Raw genomic sequence first — 12,018 nt, 5'->3', positions numbered from 1 at the left:
CTGCCGGTGTCTTTGCTTTGTATCTGAGTAGTCCTGCTTCTAGTGTTAGTTGGAATATTGGCGCTCGCCTCGCTTTTGTGTTATAGGATGGGGTGATTACCAAAATATAAAAATTAATAGGGCAAATAAATTAGAGTGAGTAAAAAATTAACACCCACTGGTTAGTGACTCAGCGAATAATGGTTTGAATACCAGTGTCTTTACTTTGAATCTGAATAATCCTACTTCTAATGTTAATTGGAATATTGGCACTCACCTCACTAATGTGTTCATAAAAAAATTTATTTGCCCGACCTCTTGGTCAAACATAAATGCAAATAAACTGTACCGGTAGAAAAATCGAAGGTTCAGGAGGGCATAAACACATGAAAAGATATAGCGGATTGTACGAAAAGGTTTATGACATAGAAAATATAAGACTTGCACATAAAAATGCAAGAAAAGGTAAAAGTCATTATAGTGAAGTCAAGATGGTTGACAGTAACCCAGATTATTATTTATTTCAAATACAAGAGATATTAAAAAATAAAACATATAAAACGTCTGAATATAAAATTTTTAAAAAGATAGATAAAGGGAAAGAAAGGGAGATATATAAACTCCCTTATTATCCAGATAGAATCATTCATTGGGCAGTAATGCAAGTTATTGAACCTATCTGGATGAAAACATTTATTTTTGATACTTATTCAAGTATAAAAGGTAGAGGAATTCACAAGGGATTAAAAAGGCTACATAAAGCTATGAAGGACAGAGAAAGAACAAAATACTGTTTAAAATTTGATATTAAGAAATTTTACCCTTCGATAAATCATGAAATATTGAAACTAATAATAAGAAAAAAGATAAAAGATAAAGATTTATTATGGCTACTGGATGAAGTAATAGATAGTGTAGATGGAGAAACAAACGTTCCAATAGGGAATTATCTAAGCCAGTATTTTGGCAATTTATATTTAACTTACTTTGACCATTGGTTAAAAGAAGAGAAGAAAATTAAATATTATTTCAGATATTGCGATGATTGTGTAATATTGCATCATGATAAAAATTTTTTACATGAGTTAAAGAAAGAAATTGAAATTTATTTAGAAGAAAATTTAAAACTAAAAATTAAAGAAAACTGGCAAGTGTTCCCCACATATGTAAGGGGTGTAGACTTTTTAGGCTATAGGAGCTTTGGGGATTATACACTTTTAAGAAAATCGACAGCTAAACAATTAAAAAGAAAGATGCGAAGATTAAAAAGAAAAGTAGATAGATGGCAATTACTAAATTATAAAGATTTATGTTCTATAAATTCATATAAAGGGTGGTTAAAATGGTGTAACTCATATAGATTGTATAAAAAATATATTAAGCCTTTAGAAAAGGCAGGTGAAAAAAATGATACAAGTATATAATGGATTTAATACGGATTTTAATAAGAACGGTAGGATACTTAATAATGTATCATCTTGTTATATTATTGAAGAATTAAATGGTGCATACTATTTAGAACTTGAACATTATAAAGATAAACAGGAAAAATATAAAGAATTAAAAGGTTGGAACATTATAAAAGCAGATGGGCAATTGTTTAGAATACCCAATATAGAAAATATACAAGAAGATAATATAAAAATAAAAGTTACAGCGTATCATATTTTTTATGATTTGTTAAATGATTTTATTGAAGACAGGAGAATAGAAAATTCAACTGTAGAAAATGCATTGAGAACAGCAATTGAAATTAATCCGAAATTTATAGTTGGGGAATGTGATATAGAAAGTATAAATACAGCATATTTCATAAAAGAAAACCCTGTTAAAGTGATATTTGATAAAATACTGCCAAGATGGGGTGGGGAACTATATAGAAATAATTATGAGGTAGCAATTAGAAAAAATATTGGTAAAGATACAGGTATACTAATAAAGTATGGTAAAAATATAAAAGGATTTAAAGAGCATATAGATTATACTGGAGTTGCAACAAGAATACTCCCAATAGGGAAAAATGGTTTGACCATAGAACTTGTAAATGGCGGAGATAAATACCTATATAGCCCAAGGAGACAAGGATATTTATTCCCTATACAGTCATATCAAGAATACCCATTTGAAGCAACAAGAGAGGTCAAATTTGAAGAAATTGAAGATGCAACAGAACTAAAAAATGAAGCAATGAAGCTTTGGGGAATAATAGACGTCCCTAAAGTTACCTATGAAATTAATTTGATTGATTTGAGCAAAACAATAGAATATAAGGAATTTAAATATTTATATTCTTTACGTGTTGGAGATATTGTAAAAATTAGACATGAAATATTTAATGTTGATTTAGAAGCAAAAGTTATAAAAACAAAGAAAAATGTTCTCACAGGTATTTTAGAAGAAATAGTTTTAGGAGACTATAGAGATAATTTTGCTAAAACAATCAATAATATAGCAAAAAGCTTAAATGAAACACAAACATATGTAGAAAAAATTGATGAAGAATTACAAGATACAAAAACAATTGTATTCCAAAATCAAGAACAAATATCACTTCAAGCCCAAAGGATAGAAAACATAGAGACAAATACAAATGAATTGGAACAAAGAATAAGTGAAGCAGAACTAAAAATAACGCCAGAATCCATCGTATCAACAGTAAGAAGTAGTACAAGCTATAATAATGATTTGCAAGGAATAAAACAAAGTACAATAGAGCAATTATCTGATGAAATCAATTTAAAAGTTGATAAAGATGGTATTATATCAGCAATTAACATGTCACCAGAAGGAATTAAAATAGAAACAAATAAATTAAGTATAATACCGTCTAATGGTAATAACTTGATTTTAGGAAGTAACTTTTTAGATTTAAAAAACTTTCCAACATACGAGCACGCAATACCTTCTGTTAATAGAACTATTAGTATACGAAATGATGGTTGGACTGGGTATGAAAATGCATTACAAATTTGGATGGAGAGAACAAATTTCAGTTATTTTGAATATGGAGTTGGGCAAGAAGTTGCATTAAAACCTTATACAACTTATACATTGTCTGGATATATTGCTGGGCATAGAAGTGAAAAAATCGTATTTGTACAGTCACTTCCAAGTGGGAATTTGTTAACTCTTCAACAGTTTAGTGATATATTCGGTAGAGAAAATTTAAGTGATTGGCAATATTTTAAACTTACATTTACAACTGGTGCAGAAACACGTCACTTTATTAAAATATGCATTAAAGATGGTAATTGGAGTGACTCATTTCTATGGTTAAAAAAATTAAAATTAGAGGAAGGTGAGTTTGCGACACCTTGGTGTTTGAATGAAAATGAAATAATAACAAATAATGTAATTATTGATAGTAGTGGTATAACGATAAAATCAAATAATGGGGAAACTGTTTTAACAAGTGAAGGTATTAATGCAAGCAAAATAACAACTGGCTATATTTCAGCAGATAAAATTAAGGGTAACACTTTAACTCTTGGTGGAAGTAATAATACAAATGGAACGTTTGTTTTAAAAAATAGTTCAAACAATAATATAGTATCAATGGATAACACTGGTATTTCTATTAAAACAGGTGGATTATATTTATTAAACACAAACAATGAACTTGTGGGTAACTTTAATGAAGATAGTGGTAATACAAGACTTGAAACTGATATGATTATTGCTTCAGACATACAGTGTCCAACTATAATAAAGAAATACTCAAAACAACAAACTGTGTTTTATGTGAATGGTACAAATGGAAATGATTTGAATGATGGTACATCTACTAACCCTAAAAAGACAATAGGTTCAATAATAGCATCTTTGGATAAGTATTTAGATAAAGATATTTTTATATATGTATATGGTACTTGCGATGAAATTGTATATGTCGCTGGTTTTATAGGAAATGGAAGTATTACTATAAGTTTTCAAGGCAATAGTACAACAAATACAATACTTAATGGTGGAATTCACGTGTATAATAATATGATAAGAGTGCATATTAGTGGTACTGGACGTTCATATAATACTATTCAAGCAACTTCTACATTATTTCCTGTTTATGCCACACATACAACTTATCTATACTTAGGAAATGTAAAATTAGACGCAAGAGGATTGGCAGAAAGTGCATTAAGTGTTTTTAATGCGAGAGTGTATGGTGGTTGGTTTTCAGTTGTTGGAGGTACGAAACAGTGTATGGCGATAAAAGGATTATCAACAGCATATTTTACTGATGTGTGGGGTGTTGGAGACATAAATATAGAAGGTAGTTCAAGTTTAACATTTAAAACGAAACGCCCACAAGGTTCAATTGTAAATGAAGGTGGTTGGTATCAAGAACAAGGAACTGTAACTCAAACGTCTGACACAGGTGCAACAACGCCTACAACAAAGACAGAGACAATTTACGCCATCGATACTTGGAGTTACAATCATAAATACAAAAATTGGAAAAGTGATAATAGGCGTCCATATCACGGGCAATGGGAAAGTTACGGTTTAACACAAGGTTTTATTTTATATAATGCATCTGACGTTGATAAATTTAAAAATAAAACTATATCAAAAGTTACATTATTTATTCGACGATATAATGGCGGCGGATATAGTTCTGCTTTGGATAATGGTTTGACTTTACGTTATCATAATTTGAACTCTCTTGGTGGAAATGAACCTCCAACAAATTTTATATCTATTACAAATATATATCGCCCTGCTTGGGGTGCGAGTGCTACAATAGACATAACAAATGATACAATTAAAAATGCATTAAAAGCAGGTAGTAGCACATTTAGAGGTTTTAGTTTTTATACAACTGATACTTTAAGTACAAACTATTGTATATTGGAAGATTACAACGCTTGTAATTATGCATTAACTGTAACATATTCAGGATAGGAGGGTATTAAAATGAAATATAAAATTTTAAATAAAAATTTTAATCACGCTTTAAATGAATTTTTTTGTGAAATAGATTTTTTCGTAGAAGGGGAAAATGAAGGAGAGTATTTATATTACGCTACAGATGGTTTTAGTCTACAAATGCCTGTTACATTAGAGCAAATTAATGAAAAAATACAAGAACTTGGTTTAAAGCATAAAAAATATTATGAACTACAACAACAACTATTGTTAGAAGGGGAGATTTAATCTCCCTTTTTTTGTAACATTTTCAATAAAGTGAATTAGTGCAAAACTATCTATAAAATAAAAAGGAAGGTAATAGCTATGCAAGACTGCAAAGACTGTATCTATGTAGACACTCTTTCAAAAAGAGTGACAGAGCTTGAAAAAGATGTGGACAACATCAAGAAAGACATAACCGGTATAAAACAGACAAATGCAAGGTTCGAGGAAAAGTTTGATAGACTGTTTGAGAGTATCAAAAAGATTGAAATCAGTATTGAAAAAATAAGCAACAGAATAGAAGAAATAGAATCAAGACCAAACAAGCTTCTGTGGGGTGTCCTTGGGACATTAGCAGGAGCTTTATTAGTTAGTGGATTAAAATTTATAGGAAGGTGATTGTATGAAAATTTGTATTGACGCAGGACATGGAGGAAAAGATGCTGGGGCAGTAGGAAAGTACAAAGAAAAGGACCTAAATTTAAAAGTAGCCTTAAAACTTGGGGAGTTATTAAAAAATAGTGGACAAGATGTTATATTTACAAGGGCTACTGATGTATTTGTTGAGCTATCAGACAGAGCTAAGACATCTAACAACGCAGGAGCAGACTTATTCGTGTCTATTCATCAAAATGGAGCAGAAAATAAGACAGCAAGAGGGGTTGAAACCTTTTCTAATGTAGGAAGTACAAAAGGAAAGGTACTTGCTCAAAATGTACAAAATGAATTGATTAAGCTACAATATACAACAAATAGAGGTGTAAAAGAGGCAGAATTTTATGTTATCAAATACACTAAATGCCCTGCAATATTAGTTGAATGTGGTTTTGTTACAAACGAACAAGATGCAGAATTTGTGGCAAAGAATATCGACAAGATAGCTTCAGCAATTGCAAAAGGTATAGGGAAATATTTAGGTTTTGAAGTCGTAGAAAGAAAAGTCCCAGACTGGCCTATTATGAAAATGGGCCATATAGGCGAATATGTGAAACAGTTGCAAACAAGACTCAATGAACTTGGTTATAACCTTGCAGTTGATGGCTCTTTTGGCCCTGCAACCGACAGAGCTGTGCGAGATTTTCAGAAAAAGAAAGGCCTTGTAGTAGATGGCTATGTTGGACCAGCGACTAGAAAAGCTCTTTTTTCATAATTCAAAATAAGATATAATATAAATGAGGTACAAAACTTTCAAATAAGGGTGGTAGTTTTCTTCGGATAGTGCCTGCACTAACTGAAGTTTTAGACCATCCTATTTTTATGTGAGGTGAAATAATATGAATTGGAATAAATTTTTAAGTGCCAAGTGGCTCATATCAATTGCTATGACTCTTGTGTTTTGTTATCTTGCTTTATCAGGAAAAATTACATCAGAACAGTTTATGGCTGCATATATGATGGTTGTAGGTGTATATTTCGGACAATCAGTTGCAAAAAAGAACCCCAGCGAATAGGCTGGGGTTTTTCTTGATTTATAAGAGATTAAAAAGTTGTGGATAAATTGTGGACAAGGCATTGAATGCATTGTCTTCTAATGATATAATTTTTATTGGCTAGGAGGTATTTGATAATGGAAGAATACTTTTTATATTTTGATGAATCTGGGAATTTAGGATCAGAGGGGAGATATTTTGTTATAGCTTGTATACTTACAAAGGACTATAAAGCACTTGAAAATAAGATGAAAAAGGTGTTACTATATATCAAAAACAACTATAAAGATATTAAATGGAACGGTCATGAACTTAAAGCTAATTCTTGCAAACCCTGGATAAAAGAAATAATATACAAGGCAATAATGGAGAAAGATATACAGATAGCATATGTGGTAGCTGATAAAATATGGGTTGAAGATAAACTTAAGGCAGATAAAAATTGTTTGTATAATTATCTATTGAGTATATTATTAGATAATTTTAAGAGTATGTTTAGGAATAATAAAGTCAATTTAATATTGGATAACAAAACAATTAAAGTAAAATCGATAAACTCTTTTGAAGACTACATTAATATACATATAAATTATAGATTAAGATTAAATGCAGATATAAGTGTTAAGTATATGGATTCAAGTAGTAAAAAATCTTATAATATTCAAGCAGTAGACTATATTGCAAATGCAATTTATGCAAAGTACGAGTATAATTATGAAGTATATTTCGAAATTTTAGAAAGTAAAATTTGTTGCAAAGAATTATTTCCGTATAAAAAATTTGGGAAACCTACTATTGGTATTATTGAGGCAGCAACGTCAAGATAAGAGTTGACATTTTTGTGTAATATGATAGAATATAAGTAGTTATAGGGTAAACCCATTATTTCTGTATCAATAAAAAGTATATAAGCTGCCTGTGTGGTAGCCAGAATAATGGTTCCGTAACTCCTAGCCAAATAAAAAATAAACCTCAACTTTTGTTGAGGTATTTTTCTTTTTGCAGGGAAAACCACCTCTATGGCGAATAATATAATAGAGGTGGTGGTATGGTAAAGAATAGGCTCAAGGAAATACGAATGAGGGAGTATATGATGAACCAGAAGGAGTTTGCGGAGCAAGTATTAAAAATAGATTTTAGACAGTATAGTAGGTATGAAAAGGGAACTGTTCCATCTGGAGAAACATTGCTTAAAATAGCAAAAGCTTTAAATAGGAAAGTAGAAGATATATTTTACCTGGAAGAAGAATAACCAGGTAAAATTTTTTTATAAAAATTTCTACTAAAATGAGAATAAATTACATAATAGTAAAATAAATATTTAGTGTAAGAAAAAATATGAAAAATTTCATAAAGGGGGTTATGAAAAATTATGAAACTTGCTGCAATTGATAATGGATATTGGGCAACTAAGGTTTTTACAAAGGATAAACAATTTAGTTTCAGAAGTAAGATAGAAAAAGCTAATGATAATTTAAGTTTAAACAATACAATGAGATTTTTCTTTAATGATATTGATTATTTAGTTGGTGAAGGAGCTACTATGTCAAACATTGAGTATGACAAAACTTCAAATGAATTACACAAAATTTGCACGTATGCAGCACTTGCTAATCTGAGCAATTTTAACTTAAATGAATTTTATTTGGTAGTTGGTTATCCCTTAAACATTTATATTAATGGAGCAGAGAGTTTTGCAGAATATATAAAAACGAACAATTTTATAGCAACTGAACTTAACGGAGAAACAAAATTATTTAAAATAGTTGATGTGACTGTATTTCCTCAATGTGCTGGAGCGGCTTATGTGTATCCAGAAAAATTTAAAAATAATGTAGTAGGGATCATAGATATAGGGGGATTAACAGTTAATGGTTGTATATTTGATAATTATAACTTAATAAGGGAATCAATGTTTACTGAAAACTTAGGCAGTATAGTTCTATTTAATAAAATTAAAAAAGCCTTAGATGTAGAGTTTGGAATGAATATTCAAGAATATGAGATACCGCAAATAATTCAATTTGGTTTAAGAGCATATCAAGAAAAATCACTTCAGATAATAAATGAAATTACAAATAATCATGTAGAAGAAATTAAGAAAGTAGCACGCATGAATAAATGGAATATAGAAAACTTAGAGATAATGTTTATCGGAGGCACATCGCTAATTTTAAAAGAATATCTCAAAAGAACATTCCCATTTGGAGAAATATCACTTGACCCAATTAATGATAATGTGAAAGGGTTTTATAGAGTAGGGGAGATGGTTTACGGTGAGGAAAACATTTGATATTAAAGATGAGGATGTTTTGAAGCATTTAGAAATGCAAGTAAATCAAACACAATATATAATTTCTCTAATTAAAAAGGATATGAATAACAAAGCTCAAGTAATTGATAAGGAGATGATAATAGCAATTATAGAGGAGTATCTAAGTAGAAAAGATAGGGTTAATAAAGTAGATGTAGAAGTGAAAAACTCAATAAACAGTGTTTTAAATATGCTAAAAAGTACAAAATAAAAAGGCCTGGAATGGCCTATCAAGCTTTACTGAGCTCCTTGCTTTGCTTCAGAGCTTTCAGTAAAGCGTATGCTAAAGAATTTTAAAATATGCTATTTATTACAATTTTTTAAATAATTATTTTACAAATCTTAAAATAGCTTCACTTGCTACTACCACACCAAAGCTAATCCAAAACAATGTTGAAATCATAAAAAACACATCCTTTCCTATAATCTATCAATATTATTCCAAATCTATAAATTTTTATTCAGGAGGTATGCTATGTTTAATTTATTTATGATGATTAATCCAGATTTATCTAAAGTAGATAAAGCAGGTATAACGATATTAACAATCATAAGAAGAGTAGGATATTGGGCTTGTATTATTCTTGCATTGATGGATATAGTAAAAAATCTTATGGAAGGTGATACAAAATCAATTTGGGAGACTATAGCGAAATATACTGTAGCATTTACTACATTATATTTGCTTCCTTGGTTGTTTGATCTTATTGCAGCAATTTTTAAATAAGAGGTGAGAATATGCTGGTAGTTTTTAAATAAGTATTGACATTTTGCAGTATTGCAGTATATAATTAAAACATAACAACAATATATAAAAATGGAGGTGAAAATTTGGGGGAAAAAACTATTACTATAAGAGTGTCTGAAGAACTTCACAGAGACATAAAAATCAAAATAGCAAAGGAAGGAATTTCTTTAAAGGACTATGTTATAGGCTTAATTGAAAAAGATTTAAAAGAAGATAAGTAAAAAATAAAAAGGGACTCTGCTCCCTCGCCAAAGTTTGCAGAATCCCTAAAACCACAACAACACCCATAGGGCATTGCTATATTCATTATAGCATACCTCAAGGGTGAAATTCAAGGAGGTATGAAAATGAATAGTAATAATGTGGAATTAAAAGATTCTAATGACTTTAAAAGTTTTGCTAATAGTATAATTTCAATCAAAATAAATGGTAAATTGATTTACATAAATGAACGGTATCTAAAAAATCAAAATCACAACCTTTCAACCAAGGGAGGTGCTTGTAATGAGTAACCTTACCCTTGTAAAGTCTGAAAATTTCGGTTTAGTACAATGTGATTTATTGGCAGAATGAACAGGGCGATATCTTGATGACCAGAGAGCAGATAGGTAGAGCGTTAGATTATGCTTATCCGTCAGAAGCAATAGCAAAAATACATGAGCGTAATAAAGATAGATTAGATAAATTTTCAGGGATAGTCAAATTGACTACCCCCTCTGGAGGAACACAAGAAACCTATGTTTATACAGCAAAAGGAATATATGAGATATGCAGATATAGTCGACAACCTAAAGCAGATTTATTTATGGATTGGGTATGGGATGTAATTGAAACTATACGCAAAAATGGTATGTATGCTATTGAAAATGATGTAGTAAAGCAATATTTATCAATGAGTGAAGAAGATAGAGCAATTCTTTATTTTCAACAACTCAAAGAGAAAAAAGAATTAGAACAACAGAAAGCATTATTGGTACCAAAGGCTGAAATGTATGACACCTTTATGAATGCAGAGAATGTTCAAGATGTTGCAAAAGTAGCAAAATCGTTAGGTACTGGAAGAAATAGATTATATGCAATTTTAAGAGAAAAAGGGGTATTAATGGATAATAATTTACCATATCAGAAATATATAGATTATGGTTATTTTGTAGTTAAGCAAATTCCATTAAAAATTGGAAATTCTATAGTAGATCGACCACAAACATTTATAACACCAAAAGGTATCACTTATATTGTAAAACTTCTTAAAGACATGGAGGTGGCAGTATGTTTACCACCTCAAAGATAGAAGAAAATTACACTAAATCAGCTATAATCTACACCTATAATTTGCCCTTAGAAATTAAAGCTATTTACACATATGCATATAAGAACAAAATTATAATTATAAATTCAAGTATGAAGGAAGGTAAATCAGAAATAATAAAAGAATTATTAAAGTTAAGCAAGAATAGTAAAGATACATTTGTTTTAAAATAAATATAAATTAAAATAGGAGCCGATTGGCTCCTTAGTTTTTAAATAAATCAAATATAGCTTTAAAAACAAAAACTATACTTGTATTTGTGAATAGCTTATAAAATTCCTTTTTAGTAAGACCTGTTTGTTTTATAATGGAATTTAAAGTACCATCAGGAATATCTTTATTGCTATGAACAGGTACTACTATAATTTTATCATTAAATTCTATAATTGTATGACTACCATTGGTTCTTTTTTCTATGCCACCTGCTTTTTTAAGAGCGTTGACAATTTGTTTTCCAGTAAGTGAAGGAAATTTATTCTTACCCATTAACAAAAAACACATTTGCCTTGTCTAACATCAAGGATAGAGCGAAAAGGTTGAGCGTGCTTTACTTTTATTTTTGGATGATGTGAATTAATTTTATTTAAAATAAGCTCCTCGAATTTATTTTCTTCAATTGCATATTCTATATATAAATTCAAAGCGTTAAGAAGATTCTTTCTTGCTTCTTCCTCAGTATCTCCAAAACTTGATATATTAAGTTCTTTACATAAAGAAACATAAACCCCATCCTCTTCATATGTTAGACATTGTAATTTTAATTCTTGTGGCATGAACTCACCCCCTAATGGTAGCTTTAACATATAAGACCTAAATTATACATTTATTATAATTTTAAATTAATTAAAATGCAAAATTCATATAGGTTATTTATATTATATTATCAATATAAAGTATAGGTTATTCTATTTTTTTCTTTATGTTTTAAAATTTATGTTGTCACTGACAACATAATGACAACGCACGAAATGAAATTTTATAAAAAATAATACAATGAAAAAGGACAAGCACTTGCTGAAAGCCTTGAAAAATCTAATGTTATAGAATGGGAAAATAAGACAAAACATAAGAAAAAACATATTTTTAAGGTTTCCTAAACCGTGTGTCG

At 29.6% G+C, this 12,018-nt stretch carries 17 protein-coding genes; 15 read left to right on the top strand and 2 right to left on the bottom strand.

Annotated elements, in window-relative coordinates; genetic code table 11:
• Positions 1-311: 311 nt before the first annotated feature.
• The 15 genes from A3M9_RS13855 (at position 312) to A3M9_RS0111210 (ending at position 11,083) form a co-directional block, all read left to right on the top strand.
• A complete protein-coding gene (locus A3M9_RS13855) occupies positions 312-1,403 on the top strand; it encodes an RNA-directed DNA polymerase (RefSeq protein WP_198011969.1) in 1,092 nt (363 codons plus the stop codon).
• Entirely contained in the window at positions 1,387-4,881 is a 3,495-nt protein-coding gene (locus tag A3M9_RS0111275) for a phage tail spike protein (protein ID WP_027309301.1), read from the top strand. Before A3M9_RS13855 ends, A3M9_RS0111275 begins: the two co-directional genes overlap by 17 nt.
• Positions 4,882-4,893: 12 nt before the next feature.
• Positions 4,894-5,133: a hypothetical protein gene (locus A3M9_RS0111270; RefSeq protein ID WP_027309300.1), complete on the top strand. Its 240-nt coding sequence runs from the start codon at positions 4,894-4,896 to the stop codon at positions 5,131-5,133.
• A 78-nt stretch (positions 5,134-5,211) separates the two neighbouring features.
• Positions 5,212-5,508 carry a hypothetical protein gene (locus A3M9_RS0111265; protein WP_027309299.1) on the top strand — a complete coding sequence of 99 codons (297 nt, stop codon included), beginning with the start codon at positions 5,212-5,214 and terminating at the stop codon, positions 5,506-5,508.
• Positions 5,509-5,512: 4 nt separating this feature from the next.
• Positions 5,513-6,259, top strand: a complete 747-nt coding sequence (locus tag A3M9_RS13850; RefSeq protein WP_051350724.1) for an N-acetylmuramoyl-L-alanine amidase — start codon at positions 5,513-5,515, stop codon at positions 6,257-6,259.
• A gap of 124 nt (positions 6,260-6,383) precedes the next feature.
• The gene (locus A3M9_RS14805; protein WP_198011968.1) at positions 6,384-6,560 is read left to right on the top strand and encodes a hypothetical protein; all 177 of its coding nucleotides are present in this window, start codon (positions 6,384-6,386) and stop codon (positions 6,558-6,560) included.
• Positions 6,561-6,676: 116 nt separating this feature from the next.
• Positions 6,677-7,366, top strand: a complete 690-nt coding sequence (locus tag A3M9_RS13845; protein ID WP_051350723.1) for a DUF3800 domain-containing protein — start codon at positions 6,677-6,679, stop codon at positions 7,364-7,366.
• 221 nt (positions 7,367-7,587) lie between these two features.
• Positions 7,588-7,791, top strand: a complete 204-nt coding sequence (locus A3M9_RS0111245; protein ID WP_027309298.1) for a helix-turn-helix transcriptional regulator — start codon at positions 7,588-7,590, stop codon at positions 7,789-7,791.
• Positions 7,792-7,911: 120 nt separating this feature from the next.
• A complete protein-coding gene (locus tag A3M9_RS0111240) occupies positions 7,912-8,832 on the top strand; it encodes a ParM/StbA family protein (RefSeq protein ID WP_027309297.1) in 921 nt (306 codons plus the stop codon).
• Positions 8,816-9,064 carry a hypothetical protein gene (locus A3M9_RS0111235; protein WP_027309296.1) on the top strand — a complete coding sequence of 83 codons (249 nt, stop codon included), beginning with the start codon at positions 8,816-8,818 and terminating at the stop codon, positions 9,062-9,064. The genes A3M9_RS0111240 and A3M9_RS0111235 overlap by 17 nt, the downstream gene beginning before the upstream one ends.
• 264 nt (positions 9,065-9,328) lie before the next feature.
• Positions 9,329-9,580 (top strand): hypothetical protein, encoded by a 252-nt coding sequence (locus tag A3M9_RS13840; RefSeq protein ID WP_051350722.1) that lies wholly within the window; start codon positions 9,329-9,331, stop codon positions 9,578-9,580.
• 104 nt (positions 9,581-9,684) lie between these two features.
• The gene (locus A3M9_RS14500; protein ID WP_084424774.1) at positions 9,685-9,822 is read left to right on the top strand and encodes a toxin-antitoxin system HicB family antitoxin; all 138 of its coding nucleotides are present in this window, start codon (positions 9,685-9,687) and stop codon (positions 9,820-9,822) included.
• Positions 9,823-9,948: 126 nt separating this feature from the next.
• Complete coding sequence (locus A3M9_RS14690) at positions 9,949-10,113, top strand: hypothetical protein (RefSeq protein ID WP_156897904.1); 165 nt, start codon at positions 9,949-9,951, stop codon at positions 10,111-10,113.
• A 41-nt stretch (positions 10,114-10,154) separates the two neighbouring features.
• Positions 10,155-10,892 carry a phage antirepressor KilAC domain-containing protein gene (locus A3M9_RS14295; RefSeq protein ID WP_256379687.1) on the top strand — a complete coding sequence of 246 codons (738 nt, stop codon included), beginning with the start codon at positions 10,155-10,157 and terminating at the stop codon, positions 10,890-10,892.
• Positions 10,871-11,083 (top strand): hypothetical protein, encoded by a 213-nt coding sequence (locus A3M9_RS0111210; protein ID WP_027309295.1) that lies wholly within the window; start codon positions 10,871-10,873, stop codon positions 11,081-11,083. Before A3M9_RS14295 ends, A3M9_RS0111210 begins: the two co-directional genes overlap by 22 nt.
• Positions 11,084-11,114: 31 nt before the next feature.
• On the opposite strand, the gene A3M9_RS13825 is transcribed toward A3M9_RS0111210, so the two are convergent.
• On the bottom strand, positions 11,115-11,396 hold the full coding sequence (locus tag A3M9_RS13825) for a type II toxin-antitoxin system HicA family toxin (protein ID WP_084424772.1): 282 nt from the start codon (positions 11,394-11,396) through the stop codon (positions 11,115-11,117).
• Positions 11,396-11,683: a type II toxin-antitoxin system HicB family antitoxin gene (locus A3M9_RS14800; protein WP_051350720.1), complete on the bottom strand. Its 288-nt coding sequence runs from the start codon at positions 11,681-11,683 to the stop codon at positions 11,396-11,398. The genes A3M9_RS13825 and A3M9_RS14800 overlap by 1 nt, the downstream gene beginning before the upstream one ends.
• Positions 11,684-12,018 lie beyond the last annotated feature (335 nt).

Origin of the sequence: Caloramator sp. ALD01, from assembly GCF_000472625.1 — a bacterium.
Classification (GTDB): Bacteria; Bacillota; Clostridia; order Clostridiales; family Caloramatoraceae; genus Thermobrachium; species Thermobrachium proteoclasticum.
This window is presented reverse-complemented; position numbering and strand designations above follow the sequence as displayed.

Coding starts and splice junctions, on each gene's coding strand:
- A3M9_RS13855 (WP_198011969.1), top strand. CDS start 312: ATGCAAATAAACTGTACCGGTAGAAAAATCGAAGGTTCAGGAGGGCAT.
- A3M9_RS0111275 (WP_027309301.1), top strand. CDS start 1,387: ATGATACAAGTATATAATGGATTTAATACGGATTTTAATAAGAACGGT.
- A3M9_RS0111270 (WP_027309300.1), top strand. CDS start 4,894: ATGAAATATAAAATTTTAAATAAAAATTTTAATCACGCTTTAAATGAA.
- A3M9_RS0111265 (WP_027309299.1), top strand. CDS start 5,212: ATGCAAGACTGCAAAGACTGTATCTATGTAGACACTCTTTCAAAAAGA.
- A3M9_RS13850 (WP_051350724.1), top strand. CDS start 5,513: ATGAAAATTTGTATTGACGCAGGACATGGAGGAAAAGATGCTGGGGCA.
- A3M9_RS14805 (WP_198011968.1), top strand. CDS start 6,384: ATGAATTGGAATAAATTTTTAAGTGCCAAGTGGCTCATATCAATTGCT.
- A3M9_RS13845 (WP_051350723.1), top strand. CDS start 6,677: ATGGAAGAATACTTTTTATATTTTGATGAATCTGGGAATTTAGGATCA.
- A3M9_RS0111245 (WP_027309298.1), top strand. CDS start 7,588: ATGGTAAAGAATAGGCTCAAGGAAATACGAATGAGGGAGTATATGATG.
- A3M9_RS0111240 (WP_027309297.1), top strand. CDS start 7,912: ATGAAACTTGCTGCAATTGATAATGGATATTGGGCAACTAAGGTTTTT.
- A3M9_RS13840 (WP_051350722.1), top strand. CDS start 9,329: ATGTTTAATTTATTTATGATGATTAATCCAGATTTATCTAAAGTAGAT.
- A3M9_RS14690 (WP_156897904.1), top strand. CDS start 9,949: ATGAATAGTAATAATGTGGAATTAAAAGATTCTAATGACTTTAAAAGT.
- A3M9_RS0111210 (WP_027309295.1), top strand. CDS start 10,871: ATGTTTACCACCTCAAAGATAGAAGAAAATTACACTAAATCAGCTATA.
- A3M9_RS13825 (WP_084424772.1), bottom strand. CDS start 11,396: ATGGGTAAGAATAAATTTCCTTCACTTACTGGAAAACAAATTGTCAAC.
- A3M9_RS14800 (WP_051350720.1), bottom strand. CDS start 11,683: ATGCCACAAGAATTAAAATTACAATGTCTAACATATGAAGAGGATGGG.